The 26,085-nt window shown below is 41.8% G+C and carries 24 protein-coding genes and 4 pseudogenes; 13 read left to right on the forward strand and 15 right to left on the reverse strand.

The window, feature by feature from the left end:
- Positions 1–74: 74 nt before the first annotated feature.
- A complete protein-coding gene (locus tag HWQ36_RS26090; RefSeq protein ID WP_292708270.1) occupies positions 75–572 on the reverse strand; it encodes a pentapeptide repeat-containing protein in 498 nt (165 codons plus the stop codon).
- 236 nt (positions 573–808) lie between these two features.
- Between HWQ36_RS26090 and gcvT the strand changes: the two genes are divergently transcribed.
- From gcvT to gcvP, 3 genes are all read left to right on the forward strand, one after another.
- The gene (gcvT, locus tag HWQ36_RS26095) at positions 809–1,945 is read left to right on the forward strand and encodes a glycine cleavage system aminomethyltransferase GcvT (protein WP_292708272.1); all 1,137 of its coding nucleotides are present in this window, start codon (positions 809–811) and stop codon (positions 1,943–1,945) included.
- 125 nt (positions 1,946–2,070) lie between these two features.
- Positions 2,071–2,460, forward strand: a complete 390-nt coding sequence (gcvH, locus tag HWQ36_RS26100; RefSeq protein WP_069072677.1) for a glycine cleavage system protein GcvH — start codon at positions 2,071–2,073, stop codon at positions 2,458–2,460.
- Positions 2,461–2,771: 311 nt separating this feature from the next.
- On the forward strand, positions 2,772–5,693 hold the full coding sequence (gene gcvP / locus HWQ36_RS26105; protein ID WP_292708276.1) for an aminomethyl-transferring glycine dehydrogenase: 2,922 nt from the start codon (positions 2,772–2,774) through the stop codon (positions 5,691–5,693).
- Between the two features lie 102 nt (positions 5,694–5,795).
- Here gcvP and HWQ36_RS26110 read toward each other — a convergent pair whose 3' ends face one another.
- Together HWQ36_RS26110 and HWQ36_RS26115 are read right to left on the reverse strand one after the other, a co-directional pair.
- On the reverse strand, positions 5,796–6,125 hold the full coding sequence (locus HWQ36_RS26110) for a molybdopterin cofactor-binding domain-containing protein (RefSeq protein ID WP_366829716.1): 330 nt from the start codon (positions 6,123–6,125) through the stop codon (positions 5,796–5,798).
- A gap of 311 nt (positions 6,126–6,436) precedes the next feature.
- Positions 6,437–6,937 (reverse strand): hypothetical protein, encoded by a 501-nt coding sequence (locus HWQ36_RS26115; protein WP_292708278.1) that lies wholly within the window; start codon positions 6,935–6,937, stop codon positions 6,437–6,439.
- A gap of 200 nt (positions 6,938–7,137) precedes the next feature.
- Here HWQ36_RS26115 and HWQ36_RS26120 point away from each other — a divergent pair, with 200 nt between their 5' ends.
- Positions 7,138–7,476 carry a hypothetical protein gene (locus HWQ36_RS26120; RefSeq protein ID WP_292708280.1) on the forward strand — a complete coding sequence of 113 codons (339 nt, stop codon included), beginning with the start codon at positions 7,138–7,140 and terminating at the stop codon, positions 7,474–7,476.
- Positions 7,477–7,641: 165 nt separating this feature from the next.
- On the opposite strand, the gene HWQ36_RS26125 is transcribed toward HWQ36_RS26120, so the two are convergent.
- The gene (locus HWQ36_RS26125; RefSeq protein ID WP_292708282.1) at positions 7,642–7,875 is read right to left on the reverse strand and encodes an EF-hand domain-containing protein; all 234 of its coding nucleotides are present in this window, start codon (positions 7,873–7,875) and stop codon (positions 7,642–7,644) included.
- A gap of 1,106 nt (positions 7,876–8,981) precedes the next feature.
- Here HWQ36_RS26125 and HWQ36_RS26130 point away from each other — a divergent pair.
- From HWQ36_RS26130 to HWQ36_RS26150, 5 genes and pseudogenes are all read left to right on the forward strand, one after another.
- Positions 8,982–10,928, forward strand: a complete 1,947-nt coding sequence (locus tag HWQ36_RS26130; RefSeq protein WP_292708284.1) for an amino acid transporter — start codon at positions 8,982–8,984, stop codon at positions 10,926–10,928.
- 9 nt (positions 10,929–10,937) lie between these two features.
- Positions 10,938–11,036: pseudogene (locus HWQ36_RS26135) on the forward strand (Uma2 family endonuclease); the annotation flags it as partial.
- 268 nt (positions 11,037–11,304) lie between these two features.
- Positions 11,305–11,664: a hypothetical protein gene (locus tag HWQ36_RS26140; protein ID WP_292708286.1), complete on the forward strand. Its 360-nt coding sequence runs from the start codon at positions 11,305–11,307 to the stop codon at positions 11,662–11,664.
- Positions 11,661–12,068 (forward strand): HNH endonuclease signature motif containing protein, encoded by a 408-nt coding sequence (locus HWQ36_RS26145; RefSeq protein WP_292708288.1) that lies wholly within the window; start codon positions 11,661–11,663, stop codon positions 12,066–12,068. The genes HWQ36_RS26140 and HWQ36_RS26145 overlap by 4 nt, the downstream gene beginning before the upstream one ends.
- Positions 12,069–12,258: 190 nt before the next feature.
- Positions 12,259–12,519 (forward strand): annotated as a pseudogene (locus HWQ36_RS26150) (ISNCY family transposase); the annotation flags it as partial.
- 73 nt (positions 12,520–12,592) lie between these two features.
- Here the strand turns inward: HWQ36_RS26150 and HWQ36_RS26155 are convergent.
- The 4 genes from HWQ36_RS26155 to HWQ36_RS26170 form a co-directional block, all read right to left on the reverse strand.
- On the reverse strand, positions 12,593–12,988 hold the full coding sequence (locus HWQ36_RS26155; protein ID WP_292708290.1) for a hypothetical protein: 396 nt from the start codon (positions 12,986–12,988) through the stop codon (positions 12,593–12,595).
- Positions 12,989–12,990: 2 nt separating this feature from the next.
- Entirely contained in the window at positions 12,991–13,341 is a 351-nt protein-coding gene (locus tag HWQ36_RS26160; RefSeq protein ID WP_292708292.1) for a hypothetical protein, read from the reverse strand.
- Positions 13,331–14,260: an ATP-binding protein gene (locus HWQ36_RS26165; RefSeq protein ID WP_292708294.1), complete on the reverse strand. Its 930-nt coding sequence runs from the start codon at positions 14,258–14,260 to the stop codon at positions 13,331–13,333. Before HWQ36_RS26165 ends, HWQ36_RS26160 begins: the two co-directional genes overlap by 11 nt.
- Positions 14,261–14,705: 445 nt before the next feature.
- Positions 14,706–15,335 carry a response regulator transcription factor gene (locus tag HWQ36_RS26170; protein ID WP_292708295.1) on the reverse strand — a complete coding sequence of 210 codons (630 nt, stop codon included), beginning with the start codon at positions 15,333–15,335 and terminating at the stop codon, positions 14,706–14,708.
- Between the two features lie 22 nt (positions 15,336–15,357).
- Here HWQ36_RS26170 and HWQ36_RS26175 point away from each other — a divergent pair.
- Positions 15,358–15,465 (forward strand): annotated as a pseudogene (locus HWQ36_RS26175) (four helix bundle protein); the annotation flags it as partial.
- Between the two features lie 231 nt (positions 15,466–15,696).
- Here HWQ36_RS26175 and HWQ36_RS26180 read toward each other — a convergent pair.
- The 5 genes and pseudogenes from HWQ36_RS26180 to HWQ36_RS26200 all read right to left on the reverse strand — a co-directional run bounded on the left by HWQ36_RS26180 (position 15,697) and on the right by HWQ36_RS26200 (position 20,224).
- Positions 15,697–17,286 (reverse strand): PAS domain S-box protein, encoded by a 1,590-nt coding sequence (locus HWQ36_RS26180; RefSeq protein ID WP_292708297.1) that lies wholly within the window; start codon positions 17,284–17,286, stop codon positions 15,697–15,699.
- A 301-nt stretch (positions 17,287–17,587) separates the two neighbouring features.
- Entirely contained in the window at positions 17,588–18,361 is a 774-nt protein-coding gene (locus HWQ36_RS26185; protein ID WP_292708299.1) for an SDR family oxidoreductase, read from the reverse strand.
- A gap of 98 nt (positions 18,362–18,459) precedes the next feature.
- Positions 18,460–18,878, reverse strand: a pseudogene (locus tag HWQ36_RS26190) (retroviral-like aspartic protease).
- Complete coding sequence (locus tag HWQ36_RS26195; RefSeq protein ID WP_292708301.1) at positions 18,871–19,140, reverse strand: hypothetical protein; 270 nt, start codon at positions 19,138–19,140, stop codon at positions 18,871–18,873. Before HWQ36_RS26195 ends, HWQ36_RS26190 begins: the two are co-directional and overlap by 8 nt.
- 244 nt (positions 19,141–19,384) lie before the next feature.
- Positions 19,385–20,224, reverse strand: a complete 840-nt coding sequence (locus HWQ36_RS26200; RefSeq protein ID WP_292708303.1) for a nuclear transport factor 2 family protein — start codon at positions 20,222–20,224, stop codon at positions 19,385–19,387.
- An 84-nt stretch (positions 20,225–20,308) separates the two neighbouring features.
- On the opposite strand from HWQ36_RS26200, the gene murG reads away from it, so the two are divergent.
- Both murG and HWQ36_RS26210 read left to right on the forward strand, forming a co-directional pair.
- Positions 20,309–21,382: an undecaprenyldiphospho-muramoylpentapeptide beta-N-acetylglucosaminyltransferase gene (murG, locus tag HWQ36_RS26205; RefSeq protein WP_292708305.1), complete on the forward strand. Its 1,074-nt coding sequence runs from the start codon at positions 20,309–20,311 to the stop codon at positions 21,380–21,382.
- 38 nt (positions 21,383–21,420) lie between these two features.
- Positions 21,421–22,716, forward strand: a complete 1,296-nt coding sequence (locus tag HWQ36_RS26210) for a hypothetical protein (RefSeq protein ID WP_292708307.1) — start codon at positions 21,421–21,423, stop codon at positions 22,714–22,716.
- 204 nt (positions 22,717–22,920) lie between these two features.
- Here the strand turns inward: HWQ36_RS26210 and HWQ36_RS26215 are convergent, their stop codons facing one another.
- Positions 22,921–23,574 carry a response regulator transcription factor gene (locus HWQ36_RS26215; protein WP_292708317.1) on the reverse strand — a complete coding sequence of 218 codons (654 nt, stop codon included), beginning with the start codon at positions 23,572–23,574 and terminating at the stop codon, positions 22,921–22,923.
- A complete protein-coding gene (locus tag HWQ36_RS26220) occupies positions 23,574–24,839 on the reverse strand; it encodes a sensor histidine kinase (RefSeq protein ID WP_292708309.1) in 1,266 nt (421 codons plus the stop codon). The genes HWQ36_RS26215 and HWQ36_RS26220 overlap by 1 nt, the downstream gene beginning before the upstream one ends.
- Before the next feature lie 218 nt (positions 24,840–25,057).
- Here HWQ36_RS26220 and HWQ36_RS26225 point away from each other — a divergent pair, with 218 nt between their 5' ends.
- Positions 25,058–25,555: a P pilus assembly/Cpx signaling pathway, periplasmic inhibitor/zinc-resistance associated protein gene (locus HWQ36_RS26225; RefSeq protein ID WP_292708311.1), complete on the forward strand. Its 498-nt coding sequence runs from the start codon at positions 25,058–25,060 to the stop codon at positions 25,553–25,555.
- The last annotated feature ends 530 nt before the right edge of the window (positions 25,556–26,085 follow it).

Raw genomic sequence — 26,085 nt, forward strand, 5'->3', positions numbered from 1 at the left:
GTAATTCGTAATTCGTAATTCGTAATTCGTTAAAAAAATATCCCCCTCTCCACTAGCGAAGAAGGGGTTAGGATTTACTTACATCCTAAAGATTTGCGAGTTTCCACACCAGTTTTAGAATTTACACCACTTGCCTTAACACAAAGCTTTTTCACTTGTATCCCATCTAATATTGCATTCGTAAAATCGGTACCGGTGACATCCACGCCATCAAAAGTAGAACGTAGCATCATCGCATCAGTCAACACCGCATCACTAAAATCAGCATCCTTAAACCTTGTTAGATAAGCTATGCCTTCACTAAAATTAGCACCATGCAAATTTACTCCCTCAAATAGGGTACCGTTAAACACGCCACCACGTAAGTCAGCATTGCTAAAATTAGTATTCTCTAATTTGAGATTGGTAAACTCAGTACCAACTAAACTTTGACCAGAGTAATCCTTACCCTTGAGTTCATCATTACCCATAGAACGGGTAATACTGGAAGAACTTGCAGCTTCCGCCGATAGGGGAAACAAAAAAAGAACCATAGCTAAAACAAAGCTAGCTAACAGTCGCCAATATTTCATAATCTCTTCTTAATAAATCTCAACACTTCTACTATTAACTATTAAAGCTTACAGAAGGGGACAAGGGAGAAGAAGGAGTGGGGAGCAGGGGGCAGGGGGAAAATTCCTCTCCTCTGCACCCTTCCCCCTGCCCCTCTGCCTCTTCTGCCCAATGCCCCAATTCGATACACAAGACTGTAAAACCAGAAAGCATCTCGTAGGATGATATATGTTGAGGTGCGATCGCAAAATTACCTGTGGCTAATCAAGAAGACAACGCCCAATCTCTGGCGCGAACCCCTTTATATCAAGTGGGTGTAGAACTCAAAGCCCGCTTTACCAGCTTTGGTGGCTGGGAAATGCCTGTGCAATTTAGTGGCATTAGCCGCGAACACGAGGCTGTAAGAAATACAGCCGGGATGTTCGATATTTCCCACATGGGTAAATTTACCCTCCAAGGTAAAAATCTCATTTCCCAACTCCAGCCTCTAGTGCCTTCAGACTTGAGTCGATTGCAACCTGGTCAAGCGCAATACACCGTATTATTAAATCCCCAAGCGGGAATTATTGACGACATCATTGTTTATTACCAAGGTGAAGACACCACTGGTATACAAAAGGCATTTATCATCGTCAATGCAGCAACCTCCAGTAAAGATAAAGCATGGCTTTTGCAACATCTTGACCTGGATAAAGTGCAATTCCAAGACCTTTCACCAGAAAAAGCCTTAATTGCCGTGCAAGGGCCAAAAGCGATTAAATATCTCCAGCCTTTAGTACAAGAAGACTTACAACCAATCAAAGCCTTCGGACATTTAAAAGCAACCCTACTAGGCAAACCCGCCTTCTTGGCCCGCACAGGTTACACCGGAGAAGATGGCTTTGAGGTGATGGTAGACCCCGATGTGGGGGTAAAATTGTGGCAAAATCTCCATAAAGCTGGTGTTATCCCCTGTGGACTTGGGGCGAGAGACACACTGCGCCTAGAAGCGGCAATGGCACTTTACGGACAAGATATCGACGATACCACCACACCCTTAGAAGCAGGTTTGGGGTGGCTAGTCCACTTAGATACCAAAGGTGATTTTATCGGACGGGAAGTTTTAGCACAACAAAAAGCCTCTGGAATGCAGCGTCGATTGGTGGGTTTACAAACTCAAGGACGCAACATTGCCCGTCATGGCTACCAAGTGTTATCCGCAGGTCAAGTTGTGGGAGAAGTTTCCAGTGGCACTCTATCGCCTACACTGGGTTATCCTATTGCTTTAGCTTACGTTCCTACCCAATTAGCAGCCGTTGGTCAGCAGCTAGAAGTCGAAATTCGCGGCAAAGCTTATCCAGCAGTTGTAGTTAAACGTCCTTTTTATCGGTCAAAAAATCGTGCCGCCAACTAACAAGCGCCGAGGTTTTTAAGGAATAATGTGTTGTGAGTTACTCAATCTACAGTAAGGTTCATTACTAGATATGGTTTGGATGACTGCTGGGGCAATAATTTTTTTGACAAGGGAGAGGAAGTGATATGTCTTTTGAATATCCTCAAGATTTTAGATACCTCGATTCTCATGAATACGTGCGAATAGATGGCGAAATTGCCACCATTGGCATTACTGAGTTTGCCGTACATGAATTGGGTGATATCGTCTTTTTGGAACTGCCAGAAATTGGTGACGCTCTTACCAGAGGAGAAAACTTTGGCACAATTGAATCAGTAAAAGCCGTTGAAGAACTCAATTCACCAGTCACAGGAACTGTTATAGAACGCAATGAAGCCTTAATTAATTCTCCTGAAGAAGTTTCAGAAGACCCCTATGGAGAAGGATGGTTTTTGAAAGTGCGCGTCAATGACCCTGGTGAAGTTGAAGATGCCTTGACAGCAGATGAGTATCGCGCTCAGGTGGAAGGGGAGTAGGGAGTGGGGCATGGGGCATGGAGCATGGGGCATTGGGCATGGGGCATGGGGCATGGGGCATGGGGCATTGGGCATGGGGCATGGGGCATGGGGCATTGGGCAGAGGGGCGGGGGGCAGGGGGAAAACTCTTCTCCCTTGCTCCCTGCTCCCTGCTTTCTCATGTCCCCCTGCTCCCCCATCTCCCCCTGCTCCCCCACTCCCCACTCCACTCGAAGATAAGTCATGAAATTTAGATGAATTGAAAAGTTACACTTACTTCTTATGAGTATTTATTGCAAAATATGAAATAGTACCATCTGGAGAGTAATTTGTGGTATTGAACGCCCCTATTCTGAAATCGAATGAGCAGCAAGTGCTGAACCAAAAAAGTCAAAAGTTAAGTAGTTTTGCGCCAAGACACATCGGCCCTAACTCCGACGACATCCAGCTTATGCTTAAGGTTTTGGGATTTACCAGCCTGGATGCCCTAATTGACAAAACAGTTCCCCAGACAATCCGGCTGAAGCAACCGCTAAAGTTACCAGAAGCCGAAAGTGAGTATGCAGCACTGGCATCCTTAAAAAAAGTTGCTGCCAAAAATCAGGTTTTCCGCTCATACATCGGTATGGGATATTACGACACTATTACCCCACCTGTGATTGGGCGTAACATTCTAGAAAACCCCGGTTGGTATACTGCTTACACTCCTTATCAGCCAGAAATTGCCCAAGGGCGACTGGAAGCGCTGCTAAATTTCCAAACCTTGATTATTGACCTCACAGGTTTGGAAATCGCCAATGCTTCGTTACTGGATGAAGCCACAGCCGCAGCTGAAGCAATGAGTCTAAGCTATGGTGTTTGTAAAAATCAGGCAAATGCTTATTTCGTCTCTCGTGATTGTCATCCCCAAACTATTGACGTGTTGCAAACACGGGCTAAACCATTAGGGATTAAGATCATTGTTGGCGATCATGAAACATTTGATTTTGATCGAGCAATTTTTGGGGCTGTTCTGCAATACCCCGCAAGTGATGGCACTATTTACGACTACCGCGCTTTTATAGAAAAAGCCCATGCTAAGGGTGCATTGGTGACGGTAGCAGCAGATCCTTTAAGTTTAACTTTGCTGACCCCTCCTGGGGAATTTGGCGCTGATATTGCTGTCGGTAGTACCCAGCGCTTTGGAATTCCGTTGGGGTTTGGGGGGCCTCATGCGGCATACTTTGCTACCAAGGAAGAGTATAAGCGGCTGGTTCCAGGGCGAATTGTGGGAGTATCAAAAGATGCTCAAGGTAAACCTGCATTGCGTCTGGCTTTGCAAACCCGCGAACAGCACATCCGCCGTGAAAAAGCTACTAGTAATATCTGTACTGCACAGGTGCTACTGGCGGTGATGGCGAGTATGTACGCCGTCTATCATGGGCCAGATGGATTAAAGCAAATTGCCGAAAACATCCACTCTTTGACGGTGTTGCTGGCACAAGGACTAAAACGTTTAGGTTACAGCGTCGTTTCCGAATCTTTCTTTGATACGCTGCGAGTAGAACTGGGAACACACAATTTAGAAGATATTCTGGCAGCTAGCGAACAACTTCAAATTAACCTGCGGGTTTTTGATGCAACTACTGTTGGTATCTCACTAGATGAAACAACTAAATCAGAAGACTTAATCGACCTCTGGCAGATTTTCGCTGGTACAGATGATTTACCCTTTACTTTAGAAGAATTAACTTCTGCTTCTCTTCCCCATCTCTCTCTCTCCCGTACCACTACATATCTCACCCATCCTGTATTTAACCGCTATCACTCAGAAACTGAATTGTTGCGCTATCTACATAAGCTAGAAGCTAAGGACTTGTCGCTAACAACATCAATGATTCCTTTGGGTTCTTGCACAATGAAGTTGAATGCAACAGCAGAGATGATTCCGGTAAGTTGGGAGGAATTTGGCAAGATTCATCCATTTGCCCCTGCGTCGCAAACTCAAGGTTATCAAATCCTGTTTAACCAACTTGAGGCATGGTTAGCTGAAATTACCGGATTTGCGGGAATTTCTCTGCAACCAAATGCTGGTTCTCAGGGTGAGTATGCTGGACTTTTAGTAATTCGCCAATATCACGAAAATCGGGGTGAAGCACACCGGAATGTTTGTTTAATTCCTACCTCAGCACACGGGACAAATCCAGCGAGTGCGGTGATGTGCGGGATGAAGGTGGTGGCTGTTGCCTGTGACTCACAAGGTAATATTGACGTTGATGACCTGAAGGCGAAGGTAGAAAAACACAGCAATGAACTAGCCGCCTTAATGGTGACATATCCCTCAACTCACGGTGTTTTTGAGGAACCAATTCAGGAAATCTGCGCTGTTGTCCATAGTCACGGTGGACAAGTTTACATGGATGGGGCAAATATGAACGCCCAAGTAGGGATTTGCCGTCCTGGGGATATTGGTGCGGATGTCTGCCATTTAAACTTGCATAAAACCTTCTGTATTCCTCATGGTGGCGGTGGCCCTGGTATGGGCCCCATTGGTGTTGCGTCTCATCTTGTGCCATTTTTGCCCGGACATCCTGTTGTCGGGAGTGGGGAAGAAATCTCTAATTCCCGACGTATTGGTGCTGTGGCGGCTGCACCTTGGGGTAGTGCGAGTATTCTGGTGATTTCTTGGATGTACATCGCCATGATGGGTGCAGATGGTTTAACGGAAGCAACTAAGGTGGCGATTCTTAATGCTAACTATATTGCCAAGAAACTGGAATCGTACTATCCGGTTTTGTATCAGGGGAAAAATGGTCTAGTTGCCCATGAATGTATTTTAGATTTGCGATCGCTCAAAAAATCAGCTGCGATCGAAATTGATGATGTTGCCAAGCGTCTCATGGATTACGGTTTCCATGCACCGACTGTCTCCTGGCCTGTAGGAGGTACAATCATGGTGGAACCTACAGAAAGTGAATCTAAACAAGAGTTGGATCGTTTCTGTGATGCGTTGATTGCTATTCGCCAAGAAATTGCCGAAATAGAATCAGGTAAGGTGGATATCCAAGATAATCTTTTAAAGAACGCACCCCACACTGCTGAAAGTTTGATTACTGGAGAATGGCAACATCCCTATTCTCGTGAACAAGCTGCTTATCCTGCACTTTGGACTCGTGAATATAAATTCTGGCCTGCTGTTGGCCGCATTGATGCAGCCTTTGGCGATCGGAATTTTGTTTGTTCTTGTCTGCCAATGGATGGTTATTCTTCATAAAACCATACAGTTTAGTTAACTTGATCCCTCCAACTCTCTTTTTAAGAGAGTTGGAGGGATTTTTTTTAGATAAACTTTCTTTCTCGCCCCTTCAGTGAACTATTACAACAACTTGTCCAATGTAATTGGCAAATCCCGAATCCGCTTACCTGTGGCATGATAAATCGCATTTGCGATCGCCGCCGCTACCCCAGTTATTCCAATTTCCCCCACACCCCGCACGCCCAACACACTAATATGCGGGTCGGGTTTATCGGTGAAAAGTACCTCGATTTCGCCAACATCGGCATTAACAGGCACATGACAATCTACCAAATTACGCATGACGAAACGACCATTATTTGGATCGAGTACCGTCTCCTCCATTAATGCCATCCCAATCCCAAAAATTACCCCGCCCACAATCTGACTGCGGGCAGTTTTGTGATTCAAAATTCGTCCATGCCCATAACTCCACTGTCGTCTTGCAAAAAAGTTTTATGAGAAGAATTCAGAACTCAGGAGTCAGAATGGGCTAAACCTTAGCTATCCGCTAACAGCATGAATTCTGTACGAGTGGGTGATGAATATTGGTTAAAACCGTACTTCGTCCCGCTACGCTAACGCCCGAAGTTAAGCGAAAGTAAAATAAATATTTTTCGTAATCAAAACTCTATCCCGCAAGTGGCGTAGAGTATTCTGAATTCTGACTCCTGTTTTATGATATGAAATAATCGACATTTCCAATGCTGCCAGTATGACCTTTAGTCACTTCCACCCCAAGTCCAGGCAGGATTGCCATTGTTTAAACTGTTGTTTAGCACGACTAGAGGATAATTATTCGGATCGGAGCCACCAGCCAAATCTAAGATAAAATAAACCTTACCTTTAACAAAGTGCATCCGTAAATAATTAAGGTGTTCAGAGTAGGCTTGTCCATCAACCTTAGTCATTCCAGCAGATGCAAAGCATTTGGCATATCTCGGCTTGAGTGTCCCAACCCATGTAACGCTAAAGCTATTACTGGCTTGAACAGAGATGTTACTGGCATAGGCACTCAGGTTAACAGAGCCATTTGTTGAAAAACTGCCTTCTTGATAAGGATGGGGTTTTTCAGTGACAATCACTTTGTCTGGACAGCTTTGTTTTTGCTCGTTTTCACTATAAACTTTTAGCTCAATGTTTTGTGATTGATTTTGTGCTTGGACACGCCAGTTGGACAACAGAGGCAGTAAAGCAATACTTGTGCTTATAATCAATATCATTGGTCTAAAGGAAATCATACTCATACCCGAACAAATATTGAATTTGATGTAGTATTAGATTTTACTAATTAATCGGCGAGATTCAAGTCAGTGTAATTACTTTCTTTCTGTCAAGGGTAGAAACATAGTTCTATGTGACTATATTTGTTTGACTCTGGCAACCTATTTATTAACTACCGATCCCGATCTAACCATGCGTAATGACGGACTTACCTTTATCGAGGAAAGGCGATCGGATAAAAGTAATATTGATTATTAACATAGATCCGTTCAGATATCCAGATCATATTGTCATGAGCGCGATCGCTGCGGTGATTTTTGGTGCAATACTCTGGCTGGGACAGACTGAGATGAAACCAAGAGTTTTTGCGCTCATCAATACAGTAGTTGGAATTTCTGTCTTCTCTGTGCTGGTGTGGTTCAATGATGCACCCTCAGCAGAATATGTGCCCGCCCAATGGCATGACAAAATCATGCATGTCTGCCTCGATTTGGGCGATCGCCTCTTGATGGGGTCTGACATTTTCAAAATTCTGTAGATGCGATCGCTCCTCTCCCCTCCCACAATCGCAAAAAGCTAGCCTTTCACCTCCAAGGTAATCTCTTTTGGGCTAGCGAGTCACCAATGACCATGAAAATTGCAAATCCCTCAAAGCGTGGGCTAGAGAGGGATTTTTGGGTATTGGGTGTTAGGGATTGGGTTGCTAGTTTAAATTATTTGCTTTCTCAACGGCTCCCTTTAACTCTTCAAAGGTAATACTGCCGTCTTTGTCTGAATCATAATTTACTAGCAATTCCTGGGGACTAGTGGTATTTGTTTCTGATGAAATAATTGCACTTAAGCCAGGACTTAAAAAAAGATCATTAATGGATACTTTGCCATCTTGATCGCTATCTAAGGTATTAAAAAGAGATTGAAGCTCTTGCTCGGTTGTCATAAGTTTCTATCTGAAGAACTGTTTTTCAACTTAATATCTCATTAATCTCTGATTAATCTCTCAAAATTAAATAAACTTGTATCTTTAGACGTAGAAGGGTATCCGCCGAGATAACGGCAAAATGGGACACGATGTAAACAAATGTTGCGTAACGTAGTTTAGTGGTTTACGAACTTGCCCAAAAATGGTGTTTAGATATTCAAATTTTTGCACAATAAAATCAACTTTCCACGCTATTAAGTCAACGGGGAGGAACTTTTCTATTTGATCAAAACAGAATATATGCGTCAGTCGCCAGAATAATGCCTCCGGCACGCTCTTCGCGTTCAGAATGAATTCTGTGCGACTGGCGGATGAATAAATGGGTTTAAGACCCCCACAAAACAAGAAAATTTGGTGGTCTACAATGAGTGGCGGGTCTGAATCCCCCACTCATTGATTCTGACCGGAGGCGGAGCGTCTCCGGCTCCGCTCCTGTTAGCGGATAGCTAGGGTTTAGCCCATTCTGGCTTCTGAATATTGTTTCCAATTGTTTTCCCACAGGTGCGCTTTATTGCCCGGAAAGATTACAACATTACGGCGGGAGCAATGCGATTTTGTGAGATGACCCCACCTGGAGAGCGATCGCATCAGTACTTTCCATCTTCGGCATTCGTAAATCCACCACCCTTTTTTAGAACTAAACCTCATCTAAGTTGAGAACCGTAGTTTTCGCCCTCACCCTAAATCCCTCTCCCAGATATGGGAGAGGGACTTTGAAATTCTAGCTCCCCGAATCCCAAATATGGGGGATAGGTTGGGGGATGAGGGCAAATCCTTTTCATCAAAGAAGAACTACAGGTTTCAAGATAGACATGGTTTGATGCAGCTCAAAAATGCTAAGGGTGCGAAAGCTTTAATTCCAAAATATCTGCATAAGGATTAATTTTTCTCAATACCGGAAGCTACATTTGGTCTTGATCCGCCAGACAACTTATATATTTTGTAAATCGGACAGGATGCTTAACCTACAATAATAGTGCTATATATTTGTAGTTAAAAATTTTAATAAACCACGAAGGCTTAAAAAATCACAAAGCCGGACTTTTGCAATACAAACGTATTTGATGAGTAAATCCATTGTTTCAACAAAACGGCTCGGCAGCCAGTTAATCCTCTGGTTGCTTGAAGAAGACCGACGAGAGAAGGAAGGGCCTTATCAAAAGGAAGAAGCACATCGTCAGCATCCTTGGTGGCAGGTAATGTGCTTAACTGGTGTAGATTATTTCTCCACCCTTGGCTATCAACCTGGGATTGCAGCACTGGCTGCTGGCGCTCTCTCTCCTATCGCTACCCTGATTCTAGTTTTGCTGACGCTCTTTGGAGCATTGCCAATCTATCGGCGGATTGCTGCCGAAAGCCCTCATGGTGAAGGGTCGATCGCAATGTTAGAGCGTTTGCTCCCTTGGTGGCAAGGTAAATTACTTGTGCTGTGTTTACTTGGCTTTGTGGCAACCGACTTTATTATTACCATTACGCTGTCGGCTGCTGATGCTACAGCCCATATCATCGAAAATCCGCTTACCCCAGATTGGTTTCACGGTCAGACGATCGCAATCACTCTAATATTAGTTGCATTACTAGGCGGAGTTTTCTTAAGAGGTTTCCGAGAAGCAATTGGGATTGCAGTAGTCTTGGTAGCAGCTTATCTGCTGTTAAATTTCATTGTCGTTAGCGTCGGTCTGTACCAGATTTTAACTCACCCAGGAGCGATCGCTGACTGGCATACTGCACTTTTTGCCCGTCATTCCAATCCTTTTATCTTACTCGGTATAGCTCTTTTGATATTTCCCAAGCTAGCACTGGGATTATCAGGCTTTGAGACTGGCGTAACCGTTATGCCCCTTGTCCAAGGTAGCAGCAGTGACACTCCCGAATATTCCCGAGGGCGAATTCGGAATACACGCAAGCTGCTCACCAGTGCTGCTCTGATTATGAGCTTCTTTTTGCTCACCACTAGCTTTATAACCACTTTACTGATTCCAGTCGCAGAATTTGCATCCGGGGGCAAAGCTAACGGACGGGCCCTTGCTTATTTAGCACATCTGCATCTAGGCAATGGCTTTGGCACAATTTACGATCTAAGTACCATTTCTATTTTGTGGTTTGCAGGTGCATCTGCAATGGCAGGGCTGCTGAATATTGTGCCTCGCTACCTACCACGTTATGGCATGGCCCCCAATTGGGCACGAGTAACGCGACCTTTGGTGTTAGTCTACACAGCGATCGCATTTGTTGTCACAATTATCTTCAGGGCAAACGTGGAAGCCCAAGGTGGGGCTTATGCAACTGGTGTGCTTGTATTAATTACCTCAGCAGCCTTTGCCGTCACCTTATCAGCCCACCGTCACCGAGAGAAGCGGGCAAGACTGGTTTTTGCCATTATTACACTGTTATTTTTATATACCACTGTTGTTAACATCATCGAAAGACCAGAAGGGATTAGGATTGCTGGGTTTTTCATCGGTGCGATCATTTTTACTTCCCTGGTTTCTCGTGTTTGGCGTTCAACGGAACTACGAGCAGAGCGAATCGAAGTTGACGAACTTGCTGGTCAATTCCTTGCTGAAGAGAGCCAAGGAGCAATCCGACTGATTGCAAATCGGTTGAATAAGGGTGATGTCTTAGAGTATTTTATGAAAGAAAAAGAGGTACGCGAGGATAACCATATTCCACACAACGATCCAATTCTTTTTCTAGAGATTAAGGTATCCGATGCTTCCGAGTTTGCAGATGTGATCAAAGTAAGAGGGGTGCAAGTTGGTGATTATCGCATCTTGCGGGCTGAGAGTGCAGCAGTCCCGAATGCGATCGCAGCTTTACTGCTGTATATTCGTGACCATACAGGTAAGATTCCCCATGCTTACTTCGGCTGGGTTGAGGGCAACCCAATACAATACTTACTGCGTTTTATCTTGTTTGGAGAGGGTGATATTGCTGTAGTCACCCGTGAAGTACTCCGGCGGGCTGAAAAGAATCCCCAGAAGCGACCTGGCGTTCATGTCGGAGGTTGAGTAAGCATTATGACATATATCACCGCAAAAACCCTTACATTGGTAGATTTTCTCTCTCAATACCGAGATAATCCCCGCTATGAATTGGCTGATGGAGAACTAATTGACAAGAGTATGAGTATTTGGGATGCAACGCCGAATAGCCCATCGTAGACATCGCCTCTATGAAAGTTATTAATATGCAATTTTGGCAGCGATAAGCCGTAATTTCACTGGGGCGATCGCTTAAACTTAGTGGTTGAAGTCGTTAGTGCGATCGCAGAAATTAGCAGTACACGATATCTAAATGCTTTATCTATAGCTAGACTTAAGCTAATAGAAGGATTTGTAGCTAGACTTAAGCTAATAGATTAAGTTAGAAAAACAACAGGGCTAGATGATACAAATCACTGTTGAGGTATCTGAGGAGCTAGGACAGCAATTACAGCAGTTCCAAGACCGCTTACAAGAGATAGTAGAACGCGGTCTCCAAGAATTGTTAAGCGAACAGTCTGGCAATTTTCTTGATGAGAAGGAGATTATTGGGTTGTTAGCAAGTCAGCCTACACCAGAACAAATTTTGGAAATTCGACCATCACCGGAATTCCAGACTCGTGTCAGTGATTTGCTAGCACAGAGTAAAGTAGGAACACTTTCAGCGAAAGGTGAAGCTGAACTAGAACGCTATCTGACGATAGAACATCTTGTCCGTATGGCAAAAGCTCATGCATTCGAGCAATTACGCCAAAACCCATGACTTATGTGTCAGCCCACTTGCGGAAACTCATAATTGAACGAGCCAACCAAAGGTGTGAGTACTGCTTATTTCCTGGAAGTGCTGCACTATTTAGCTTTGAGATGGAACATATTATTGCCGAAAAACATCGCGGCACTACTGAAGCAGAGAATCTAGCTCTTGCCTGCCCATACTGTAATCGTGCAAAGGGTACTGATTTGGGGTCAATCGATCCTGAAACAGGAAAACTAACACCCTTTTTCAATCCAAGGACTCAAAAATGGAGTGATCACTTTCAGATGAATGGAGCAGAGATCGCACCATTGACAGCAGAAGGGCGAGTAACTGTTGTAATTCTCCAATTTAATCAATCAGAGCGGTTAGAAGAACGCAAGAGGTTGATTTCAGCAGGTCAGTATTCTTAGGCTCACTGTTCATCCTCACGCCACTAAGCTATTTACTTGACTTGCGTAGACGCTGCATCGGCGAGTCAAAAGGCATCGTAATCTAGCAGATTTATGAATGTAGCAATCGCTTAAACTGTCAGTGGAAGTAGTCTCTCTATAATCTAGCCATGTTCTTGTCTACAATTTTTTGTACATTCCTTTTGACTAACTTGAGTACAACTTTGGACATGGGAAACAACATTTGGCTTCATTTTTACTGACTTTAAACCTGCTGGCTTTCTTATTTCACACGGTCTTACATCTAGTTGACCTATCTTACCAACAGATTCGCTCTCTTTTGGGCACTCGCAAACGTTTCTTCAATGATTTGCGAACCTTAACTACCTACTTTATTTTTGACTCGTGGCGGCATTTGATTTCTTTTATGTTAGATGAATTTGACCCCATCCGTCCAGCCAATTCCTCTTAGAGAGCCAAATTTAGAATTGCTGTAAAGAAAAACCACCAGTTTTACACCAGTGGTTTTGATTTTTTACTATTCTCTAAAGTTTTAAACTTAATTCAACACGCCCTTTTTCTTTTAGTTCGTCTAAAACGTCAGAGGTAATATTTATTACTCGTTTTACTTCAGCATCAACTGTGATCAAAAAAGTCTTATCACCTCTCTTAGTGTAAGTCTTAATTTCCATAAGGCTACGCTCATTATCTAAGATAAGATGGCTGCTAAGAACTATATCACCTCTGGCTTTCATATCTCCTTGTATCCGTCTCACATCTTCTTCAATTAGCTCAAAATTCAACACTTCTTCTTGAACACATACTAAATCAGAAGTTTCTTTCAATCCCTCCTCTACTGCGTCTGCGAGTTTCTTAGGGATGCTCGTGACATTGTTGAATAGTTTACCAAACTTATCTTGAAGGCTTTCTTGTTTATCCATTGTTAATTATGTGTATATTGATAAACTGGTACATTAGGATTTGCCGATAGTTCAGACATAGCGTTTTCAGGAACATCATAGGGAGATATTTCTTCATCTTGATATCTCTTAAAATATTTACCTGTCGCAAAATTCCTGACAATGACTTCTATTTTTTTGTAAACACGAGTTCCCTTTTTTACAAGAAACACTGTAGCATTTGAAGCAACTTCAATCGCTCTGTTTAAACCATCAATTATGTAGCCTAGTATTCGAGTAGCCCATACCTTGATTTCATCCCAGAAATAACCAACAGCATATCCAGCAACAAAGCTTCCTATAATTATTGCCCAAGAAATTGGATCAATTGGCATAAAATTCTTTCTCCATAATGTTTTTATCAGATCCATTCACAGTAGTTTCAGTTATCACAGTAGTTTCGGCTAACACTGTTTTTTTACTATGCCTTAGTTTGACTTCTGTATACTTTTGAATTTCTTCTTTTACTAAAGCCTCATTAATGCTTTTTACCTTTCCAGTTAACAATTGTAAACCTAATTTAATAGTGATATTTTTGATATCACCACCACAAAGCCCATTACTAATATTAGCTAAATGCTCATAACTTACTTCTTTGGGTACATTTTCAGATAAGTGAAACCTCCATAGATGTTCTCTCATTACTAAATCTGGAGCTAAAAACTCTATATTGAAAAGAATTCTTCTCAAAAAAGCCTCATCATAGTTATCAAAAAGATTTGTGGCAAACACAATAATCCCGTTGAATTTATCTAAGAGAGTGAGCAAAGTACTTTTTGCTGAATTCACACCATGATCGGCTGCTTGTGATAGATTGGAGATTCTTCTACTGAGGACAGCATCAGCTTCATCAAAGAATAGTAAGCTTTTTGTTTCTTCTGCCGTTTTGAAAACTGATGCTAAGTTATCAGATGTTCCTCCTACGAAAGAAGATTCAAGCTCACCATAGTTAGCTTTAATAATTGACATTCCAAATTTATAAGCAATTGCCTCAGCCGTTATGCTTTTACCTGTACCTGGTACGCCAAAAAAGTTAACGCTCAAAGCACTTCCTGTTTTCAGAAAGCGATTAAATTGCCAATGATTCAAAAGTTTCTCTCTGTTTTGTGTGTAAGCAACCATCTGGTCAATTTGGTCAAGTGTGCTTTTAGATAGTGCTATTTCTTCAAGAGTCCACTTAGGTTGCTCTACTAAAATCTGTGCTTTTTCTTGCTTGTTTGATCTGTCTCTATCTTTGACGATTGTGTAATCCATATTAATACCTTATTACAGTCAACAAATTTGTCATTTACAAAGCAAAATCAAGCCTCTTGAACGCATCTTACCGACTAGGACTTACGCATTGACAAAAATCTGATTATGTAATTCAGACTTATGTGCTGCCCTTCCTTCTTTAATTAAGTGCAAGCAAAATCAACTTATGCATGAGTGAGATAGAAATGGGAAATTCTTGCTCCATCTAACTATTGCAGAACCGCACGGAAGTTGGCGCTAGAGTTTTATTCACACAAGAGTTGATTTGTAAAGTAGGGAATTGCAATCGCCACTATCACCCAATTTAATTAGTGCGATCGCCCCCCATGCATCTGTACAAACCAAAACTAAGTGAATATACTAAGCCTAGAAAACTAGCTCAACTTTGTCACTAGCTGAATGTTGGGTTTTAAACCTATCAAAATGTGAGGTAAAGAAAATGCGACTACAGCCTGACAATCCCCCGATTCAGTGCGGTGACTAGGGCTTGAGTGCGATCGCTAACGTTCAATTTGCCGAAAATATTATTGGTATGAAATCTGACAGTACTCTCAGCGATATTGAGGACATTGCTAATCTGCTGGTTATTCTTGCCCTTGGCGATCAGGCGCAGCACTTCTAATTCGCGATCGCTCAATTCCTCACTACCCATCCGCTCGGCTAGCTTGGCTGCTATAGTGGGCGGAATATACCTTTGACCTTTATGAACAGTGCGAATCGCATCCAAGAGTTCGTTCGGTTCTGCGCCCTTGAGGAGATAGCCCTTTGCACCCGCCCGTAATCCCCGATAGATGTCTTCATCGCCATCAAAGGTAGTCAACACAACGATTCGGGCGTGTTTAAACTTAGCACAGATGGCTGCGATCCCATCAGCACCTTCCATCTTAGGCATTCGCAAATCCATTAGTGCCACATCGGGTTGATGTTGGTGGAAAAGTTCTAACGCTTCTCGCCCGTCGCCAGCATGGCCAATTACAGTCATGTCTGGCTCACATTGAAGAAACATTGTTAAAGCTTGTCCCAAGATGGGATGATCGTCAGCAATCAGGATGCGAATAACATTGGATTGGCTCATGATCGTTTACTCTCGGTGTTGTGAGGCAGCATTTGTAGCTAAGTTAAATGATTGCGTTCGCGGAGTGTGTCCTAGACAAGCCGAAGCATCTAAAACTCAGACTTGGATTGAATTTGCTGTCAAATGCAACTAAATAGGGCGTTGCTAATTAGTGAGATGAATTTTGATTTCGTCCATTCGCTGTCAGGCGTTCCCGCAGGGTAGGCGCAAAAGCTCAAAGAATCTAGGTTTACCCTTGGCTAAAAATCTTAATTCATCAGGCATTTATGCAACGCCCTAAATAGATATCCACAAAAAACGAGAATTTTACGCAAATTACACTAATTTTTATCTGGTTTAGCAAATAAATCCATCAGCTTGGCTATAAATCATTAATCTCCCCCTGCTTGCGTGCTATTTCTTCATGTTTCCTCCCATTGACCAATACAATAACTTCTGTTCCCTGTCCTAGCGAACTCTGAATTGTTAGTTTTGCCCCGATGCGTTCAGCCCGTTCGCTCATGACTAAAAGCCCAAAGCTGTTGATAACAGACACACTCCCCATATCAAACCCTTGTCCATCATCTTTAATCCGCAAGCTGCACTGGCTTTCTTGATACGCCAGTTCAATTTGGATTTCTCCAGCTTGGGCATACTTAAAGGCATTGGTTAATGCTTCTTGCCCAATGCGGAGTAGGTTATTTTCAACATCTGGAGATAAGGGGTATATCTCGCCTATTAATTGGCAGACAATATGTGTATTGGTAGGGGAAAACATCTGAGTGGTGAAGCGATTGAGAGCATTAAAAATGTCGCCGTCTTCTAATAATTGAGAGCGCAATGCTTTTATCGAACGGCGTGCTTCAGTTAGCCCAGAATCAGCTAAGTCTCGCCCTGCTTTGATTAATGTCTGTGCTACTTCTATATCTGTTGTCAGTTTTCGTGAGGCGGTGTCTAAGTGGACAATAACAACGGTGAAGGCTTGTGCTAAAGTATCGTGAATTTCTTGTGCCAAGCGGTTACGTTCTGCCAATACGGTTGCTTCTTCAGCCTGCTTACGACTAGTGATATCCTGTATTGCAGCCATCCTGATGGTACGCCCACGATATGACATGACTCTGGCTCTGATCTCAGCCGGAAATGTGCTTCCATCCTTACGGAGACAAACGGTTTCATAAATTGCTTCATCTCCAGAGCGAATCTTCTGCATCACCTGTTCCCGGTATTCAGGAGCAATAAAATCTATGACACGCATACCAAGCAACTCAGAAAGTTCATAACCAAACATCTCAGCACAGGTTTGGTTAGTGTCTAAAAGTATGCCTTGTTCGGTAATAGCGATCGCTTCAAATGTTGCCTCTGCCAATAGCCGAAATCGCGTCTCACTTTCTAGAAGTGCTTGCTCTACCTGCTTGCGTTCAGCGATTTCTCGTTGTAGTTCCAGGGTACGTTCACTAACCTGTTGCTCTAAAATCGAATTATAATCAGCTAGGATCTTCTCTGCTTTTTTGCGTTCGGTAATATCAATACAAACGGTGAGCGCATATATTACTTTCCCCGATTCATCAAAAATTGGGGTGCTTAAAACTTCTACAGGGATAGTTTTATTCGGGTGGCGGAACTCAAGATTATCAACATGGACAGTTTTACCAGCTAAAGAATATACAATTGGCAGTTCATCAGCAGGGCATAACTGGTCAGTTCCAGCTAAATAAATTTGATAATATTCTGCTACTTTTTCGTATTCGATAGATGGTAATAACTCTACGTTGACTAACTGTTGTGAAGCTCGATTAGTATAGTAGAGTAGCCTACTACTATCATCTATTGAAACACTCACAGGTATAGCGTCAAGAAATTGTTTCAGGCGGGTTTCACTTTGCAATAAAGCTTTGTTTAAATCCTGCATTTCCGAAAATTTTTCTTGGAGTTGATCCGCCATGCTATTAATAGTCAGCACTTTTCTTGGCATAACATATATGAATTTTATGTACTAGTAAAAATCATTTTTGCATAATCTAGTTCTAAAAAATGCATATAAAAAGATTAACCCTAAAACATCTCTCTTAAGATAGATGCTTATTTTATATTTTAATAAATAGAAATTATATAACTACAAGAGAATCAAAACAATTTCCGCAATCATCTACAACCAAAAGCTATAATTTTTTCAAAAAATTATAGCTTTCCGTATCTCCTCAGATTTCCTGTGGATTTTCCAACTAGCGTTAAAGGATTGTTAACAAATTAATCTTCTTAAGATGGGTTATTTCTTATGTTCGCCGATTAACTAACGTAGCGCTAGCTTGGTCAACAGGCATCAGCACAACTTCATTAATATTGACATGAGGCGATCGCGTCACGCAGAAAAATATCACATCAGCCACATCATCTGCTGTCAGGGGGGTAACTCCCTGGTAGACTGTTTTAGCGCGTTCAGTATTTCCATGAAACCGCACCTCGCTAAATTCCGTTTCCACCATACCAGGATCAACGGAAGTTACACGTACCCGCGTTCCCAACAAGTCTTGTTTTAAACCTTCAGAAATTGCTCTCACAGCAGCTTTGGTAGCACAGTAGACATTGCCACCGGGATAGGTTTGATGTCCAGCAATGGAACCTAAATTTACCACATGACCGCGATCGCGACTCACCATTCCCGGAACAACATAACGGGAAACATAAAGTAAACCCTTAACGTTAGTATCAATCATGTCTTCCCAGTCTTGAAAGCTGCCTTCATGCAACTTGTCTAAACCACGACTTAGACCAGCATTGTTAATGAGAATGTCGATGTCAGACCAGGCAGACGGTAGAGTAGAAATGGCAGATTCGACAGCGTTGCGATCGCGCACATCTAGCTGTAATAAATGGATTTCAGTACCAAATTCTTTAATGAGAGCATCTGCTAGCTGCTGCAAACGTTCTAGCCGCCGTGCCGCTAGGATTAGTTTTGCACCCGCACCAGCGAAGATTCTCGCACAAGCAGTACCAATACCACTACTTGCGCCAGTAATCAAAATGATTTGATTTTGTAGGGAAGTCATTGTTAGTCAAAAGTCAAGAGTCCAGTGTTAATTTAAATACAAAGTTTAGCAATTTAGCAAGTTACTGAGTACAAACATATTTTCTCAGCTATTAATATTTATTTTTTTCTTGGACGTAACTCAAAAGCTAAATCGAAGCGGTAAAACACACATCAAACTCTGCAAAGAAATTCATCTGTCCGAGAATCAAAGGAGCTTCTCTTGATTCTGTCCATGCAAACGCGAGAAGGACGGGTGAAAATTCAGCAACTGTAGCTGATAGAACTAAGCCGCGTGCTTCCAGACAAGCCAGATTTCCGCTTAACTGGACTGGGACTGTCTGTTCTTCCCAGGCTGCTCCTAGTTGCAGACCGATTTCGTAAGGCAAAACATTGACGCTTGCACCTGTATCTAGCAAAGCCATAACTTCTACAGAGCAGGTTTTGTAGGTTAACGTCAGTGGGAGGTACGGCATGGTGCTAGAAAGACCAAGGCTATTGCTTCGCTCGATGAAAGGAAATCTCTTACCCTCAAGCATCGCCCTCTTTTCTCGCTGCCTCAAGAAGGTTTGATAATGTTTGGCTAGCTTCATATGCCTCGTGAGGAGACCATACAACCGCGACCGTTGATGCCAGTTCTTTGAGCAGTAAATCTTCTGGATTTATAATATTTGTAGACTCTGTAGACTCTAAATTACAGCCATCTTCTTTCGCTACTGCTAGCAGCAGAAAATGAATTAGGCGTAATTTGTCTTGGTGTGATAATTGCTCGACAGTAGGTAGCAGTTCATTTAGAGACATATCGCTACTCGTGAAAGGCTTTAATAAGTAGGTTGGCGCAATTAAAGCTAACTGGCAAGGGCTGTCATTTGTCTTTTGTCATTAGTAAGGATTTTAAGCCTGTTTACGTTTCATAACATAATTTGGTTTATTTCTACCAACTTACTTATAACTCCAGATTATCTCAAGCAAATGTCAGAAATTAAAGGTAACGACCATCCAGATTTTTAGTACGCTAGCGGTAGCGTAGCGCACTAACTCTTACCTATTTCTTCACCACTTGTAGGCGTTGAGTTACCATCGTCATCCCATTACCTCGCAGGATGACAGCAGAAACCCATTGGCTACCAGGGGTGGATGGTGCTTGTCCCGTTTTAAACAGTCCACCGGATGTTAATAATTGCAAATCTACGGGTGTGGGGTTGAGAAATTTCTCTGGTTGGATGGTTTCCTCTAGCGCCGTTCCTAGGAGAAAATCATCCCCAAGTGGCTCTTGGACGATCGCATCAAAATTGTACTTCTGACCAACTAGTACCTGTTGTGGTAACTTAATATCAATTTTGGGTGGCTTGCTGCCAGAGGTAAGTAGGGTGCGTTCTGCCAAAATGTCTTGGCGGACAATTTTACCGCTTTCAATGCGCTGACGCGATTTAATCGTGGCATTGAGAGCCAAATTATTCGCACTACTGGAGGGTAAGCCAGTTATCTTCGTTTCTGTTTCGGCAATAATCCCATTGCCTTCCGATTTTGAAGATAGCAGTTTGGTACTGTATTGTAATTTAGGATATCGTTGCCAAAGTGAAACCAAAGACTTTTCTAGGGTTTGGAGGTTTAATCCATCCCCATGAGTGAAAGAGGGGCTGTAGAATTGCAACACCCCTTTGACATCACCCTTGCTGGCAGCTGCATCGACTTGTGTCAACAGGCTTTTTAGATTGCTTGGTGCATTTTGAACTGTACCAGCTTGTGCTAATTGCTGTGGTGTCGTTGCTTGAGTGCGTTGCCAACCACTTGTTAAACCAAGGGTTAGCAGGAACGAAACCAGCCAAATACTGGCTGGAAATTTGAGTTGGCGTTTCGCGAAAGCAGTAATAATTTGAGTCATTGGCAAGAGTTTACTGATTTGATGAGAGAAAGTCAGGAAATTGTTTTATCTTAGTTAAGCTAGACGCTAAACGGTAGAGGTTTGATGGCAAACGCACCGATACGATTATTAATAGCTGCCAGTGGGACTGGTGGACACTTGTTTCCAGCGATCGCACTGGCAGAAAAACTTCCAGATTATCAAATCGAATGGCTGGGAGTACCCAATCGGCTAGAAAGTCAACTTGTCCCTAAAGAGTATCCCTTGAATACTATTGCAGTTGAAGGGTTTCAGCAAGGGTTTGGACTCTCCTCGATTCGCATTTTGGCTAAACTCGCTGGTTCGATTATAGAAGTCAGACGAATTCTGAAGCAGGGAAATTTTCAAGGGGTGTTTACCACAGGGGGTTACATTGCCGGACCAGCCGTCATTGCGGCACGTTCCCTCGGTTTACCCGTGGTTTTTCACGAATCTAACGCCTTACCAGGTAAAGTAACTCGCTTTTTTGGCCCTTGGTGTAGTGCGGTAGCTTTGGGATTTGAAGTAGCTGCTAAGTATTTGCCTCGTGCTAAAAATGTCTGTGTTGGTACTCCCGTAAGAGCGCAATTTCTTAATGGGGCAATTAATTCACCCCTGGATTTAGCCATTCCAGAGGGTGTACCCTTAATTGTCGTCTTTGGTGGTAGCCAAGGTGCAGTTGCGGTTAATAAGTTGGTGCGCGAATCTGCAAAGGCTTGGTTTGATGCTGGTGCTTATGTAGTACATTTAACTGGCGATCGCGATCCAGAAGCGGATAGTCTCAAACATCCACAGTACATAGCCTTACCTTTTTACAACAATATGGCAGCGTTGTTGCAACGAGCAACTCTTGCCATTAGTCGTTCTGGTGCAGGTAGCTTGACAGAATTGGCAGTGTGTGGAACGCCAGCGATTTTGATTCCTTACCCCTTTGCCGCAGAAGACCATCAATCTTACAATGCAGACGTATTTACTTCATCTGGTGCGGCGTTAACACTGAAACAATCGGAGTTGACGACACAAATATTGCAAAGTAATGTGTTGAATTTGTTGCAGTCACCGCAAGAGCTAGCAAAGATGGGTGAAAACGCTCATGCGATCGCAGTTCCCGATAGTGCCGAGAAATTGGCGCAATTAGTGCGTGAGGTGGTAGAAACATAACATTGATTATTTAGTATTAGAAACTTACTTTCCAAGTTATGAATATCTTATCCAGCCCAAAATTTCGCTTCACAATAGGTTGTGCTGCCTTATTATTTGTCAGTTTAGCCAGTAGCCATCTATATAGTCAGTCAAAAACTAAACAGCTAGCCCAACAAAATCAGCCCTTTACTCAACCAGAAAATTCTGCCCCACTTCCATCACAGATTTCTCTCACCGCAAATTTTCAAAATCCTTTTGTTGCTCAACAAATATCTGATGAAATTATAGATAAGCAAAATTTGCTAGCTGCATCTGCACCCTATCCAGTTGTCGATGAGTTCAAAAAATATAAATTTAGTATTAATGGCAGCCAAGTTGTTAGCCCAGCAAAACTGCCAAGTAGTAAGGTTAACTTCAATCAAGGAGATTTATTAACTGTTCTCGTTAATACTAGAAAATATTTTCAAGATTACTCTTCAGAAGACCCAGATATTCTCCGTACAGGAATGCTTGCGACTCAAGGAGTAACTGTGCCAGATGTTCTCAACACTTTGAATTTCATGATTGCTGTCTTAAAGGAGGATATTGCTAACAATCGAACTACTCGTTTGCAAGATCCTAACTTTATCAATACCAATTTTCGGGTTATTAAATGGTCTGCCTATAACCCAAAGAATAAACAGCAAAAGCAATTACGAATTACCAAATATGCTGTCTTTACTCATCCCGGTTCTAAGAAGAAAACCTCTACTTTTAATATACCAATTTATAGCTTAAAAGAAAACGCTAATAACGACAAATTCTATACAAGATACACCAAACAGGATGTTTTATCAGGTATTTATGAACCCGGCGGTAAAGAATTTGGAAAAGTTACCACTCTCGCTTATCTAACCAGAAATGGTTTAGAAGAAGCAATTATGGAAGGAACAATCCTGATTAATTTTACAGATGGTTATAAGGCATTTTTTAATGTAGATAGAAATAATGGAATGTCTTATATTCGCGGATTGAAGGCAACAGCACAAAAGCGTTATTGGTATTTTAGAGAAGTTGATGCTATTAAAGGCTATGGATATAAGATAGATGCCAAAATTTCTATCAAACCCGGAGTCACTTTTGCCGGAGATGTTTTAAATATTGGTTTAGGTAAAGTGGTTGTGATTGAGCATACTCAAGGTGGTCGCAAACATCTGCGAATGGGAGTAATTGCTGATACAGGGGGAGCCTTTTTACCCAATCTTTATCAGCTAGATTTTTTGGCAGGTGTATTTAATAATAAAAAAGAATTTGGTCAAAATATCAGCCAATTACCTGACTATGCTACAGCATATTTTTTAGTCAAAAAGTAAGGTAATTCAGAACAATAGATTATTGAGTAACGATAGTCTTGAAAGCCCTAGATCGCAAAGACACGATAAATCGCCGTTTACAATAATCAGTCCTTTGTAGAGACGGTGATTTATCGCGTCTCCTGCCTTAACCGAACCGTATTGATACCGCAACTACAGCTAATTTAAAGGTTAAAATCATAAATTACGAATTATTTAACTTGGTTAATTCAAATAGGATAAATATGTATTTGCCCAAATCGCAGCTTGAGTGCGATCGCGCAGATTCAATGTGTTTAAAATATTTGTTACATGATTTTTTACCGTCCCCTCAGAAATATAGAGTTCTTGAGCAATTTCTCGGTTACTAGCACCTGTAGCAATTAACCGCAAAACCTCTTTTTCTCTAGGAGTAAGTTCAGTTAAAGTAGATGGTACAGGTGTTGACTGGATTGGTGTACCATTAGAAAACTGAGTTAACAGCTTTTTAACTATACCTGGGCCTAATTGAGTATATCCTTTATAAACAGCACGAATCGCAACAGCTAATTCTTCTGAGGGTGTATCTTTTAATAAATAACCCATTGCCCCATTTTGCAACGCGGCTGATACATATTCATCGTCATCAAAAGTCGTCAGTACTAAAATTTTAGTTTTGGGAAAACGTTTTTGAATTTCTTTGGTCGCTGCAACTCCATCCATAATAGGCATTCTGATATCTAACAATACTACATCTGGTTGGAATTCAGCAACCAAATTAATCGCCTGTTCACCGTTTTCTGCTTCTCCCACAATCTCTAAATCTGGTTCTAATTCTAATAACGCTCTTAATCCTTGACGAATTAAACCTTGGTCATCTACTAACAATACTTTAATCATCATCTCAACCTCATTAAGGGGATATTAACTGTAATTTTGCAACCAGAACCAGGAGCGCTGTTAATATTAAACTCGCCTCCAAGTGCTAAAGTGCGATCGCGCATACTATGAAGCCCAAAACCAGTAGTATTTTGCCCTAAATCAAAACCTCTACCATTATCCTGAATTATCAATCGTAAATTTCCTCTTGCCGTAGCAAGTTCCAGTTTAATCTCGGTTGCATAAGCATATTTAGTTATATTTGTCAAAGATTCTTGAGTAATCCGGTAAATAGCAGTGTTGATTTCAGGTGGTAGAGAATATTCGAGGTTAATTTGATAAATTGGTAAAATGCCATTGGAGCGATGAAAATTTTCTAAAAGACTAGCGATCGCCCGTTCTAAAGATTGTTCTTGTAAGGGATTAGAACGCATAGTAGAAACAGATTGACGGACATCTTTTAGTGCTTTTGAACCTAATTCCTTTGCTGTTGCTAGAAATGTTTCAGCCTTACCCGGGTTAGATTGCCATAGTTTTAAAGCAGTTTCTAATTGCAGATTTAAAGCAGTGAGAGAATGTCCTAATGAATCATGAATTTCACGAGCAATGCGGTTACGTTCTTCTAAGGTAGCTTGATTTTCAATTCGCATGGCATATTCACGGAGTTTTTCATTAGCGATCGCTAGCTTTTCTCGACTGTGCCGTTCAGATAATACTGCATTCATCATTAACAACACAAAAACCAAACTCAAGCCAAATACTAGCGACGAATTCAAGATAAGAAATCGAAATTTTTCTTGTGCTTGTGGTGATGTTTGTAGATTGAATAGTTGGTATTTTAATTGTGTCGTCAATAGAAATAATACAAAGGATAGAGATGTAACAAATAAACGGCCAGGTAAATTAAATACTAGACAACTACGAGTAACCAAAATTATGTAAAGAAAAGGGAATAGACGAGAAAATCTTTCACCAAATAATCCAGTTATTAAAATTAATAAAACTTCAATAACTGTATATATCACTTTATATATCTGGTTACTTCTGGGTAATCTTAAGCCCATTAATGCAAAAAGAATCAAGCTATAAATTGATAGTTCAGGTAATAAATCACAGATTGATAAATCTGGAAATAAACCACAGATTGTTAGTTCTGGAGGTTTAGGACGAAATCGTCGTAATGGAGGTGGTATCACTGCTGTCAATGCAGTTATTGCTAGTAGTATCCACTCCAGATAAAGCAGAGATGGAAAAGGATGTTTCTTAATTTTAATTGGATGATTCATTGTTGCTTGGCTCAAGTGATGAATTAGAGTCTCTCCTAACTCCTGTACAGACGCGATTAATCGCGTCTCTCCTAACTCCTCATTATTTATTGTTAATCAAATTTATCAAAATTCAATCATGACTAAAGTCATGGGTATAACCATGACTTTCTCCTCATGTAATTAGTAAAGATAAGTTCTTATGATAGTGACAACCAACCAGGAAAAACCCACAAGAAATGAAACTCAAAGCATTATCGCTAGTCGCTGGGGCTATCGCTCTAACTTTAACTGCAACCTCCTTTGCTGTTGATGCTCAAACAGCCTCTCCTTCACCCGTTTTACTAGCACAAACTCCACAAAAAGAAAGGGGGCCTTGGAAAAACTTGGGTTTGACAGATACCCAAAAAAGCCAAATTCAGACAATTCGCCGCGATAGCCGCGCCAAATTTGAAGCAGTTTTGACCCCAGAACAAAAGGCAAAATTAGAAGCAGCTAAACAAGCGCGTCAGGCTCAGGGCCAAACAGGTCAAGGTGAACGGCAAGCAGGTCAACGTCAACGTAAGGGTAATTTTGCTGACTTAAATCTGACTGAAGCACAGAAAACCCAAATGCGACAAATTCGGGAATCTGAGAAACAACAGATTCAAGCAATCTTAACCCCTGAACAGCGCCAAAAATTAGAGCAATATCGTCAAAATGCTCCTTCGCGTCGTCAACAAGGCAACCCTCAATAATGAATGATCTTTTAAAAAATAAAAGCGTACCAACGCGGTTGTCATTCTCAACTTGACCCAGATACTTGGCAACCAAAATTACTATGGCACTTACCGTTGACTGATGTTCAGTCCTTATTTTCCATAGTCAGAAATTAACAAGCTTCTTGCAGAAGATGCGGAAAGGGGAAAAACTTTATCCCCTTTCCCTTTCCCTATTTTAAGACTAGTAACGCTTCGCGTAATTCGTAATTCGTAATTCGTAATTCGTAATTCGTAATTACCGTTGCGTAAGGGTTTTAGACATTTCAAATGGTCTGTTTATTTCCGCCGTACTGTACTAGCCCTTTCAAGATGGATAACAATTTTGGACAATAAATTTCTTTTTAACGAACTTTGGGGGTTTAAGTCCCCTGTCTCTACAGACAGCGCGTTTTGGGTCGGGGTCTGTCTTGCAAAGTTGCTCCTCTTGGGGAGACCCCAAGACCGCAATGCAGCGCTAAATCCCCGTCACAAAACTTAATTACGAATTACGAATTACGAATTACGAA

Source organism: Nostoc sp. NMS2 (assembly GCF_017115105.1).
Lineage (GTDB): Bacteria > Cyanobacteriota > Cyanobacteriia > Cyanobacteriales > Nostocaceae > Nostoc.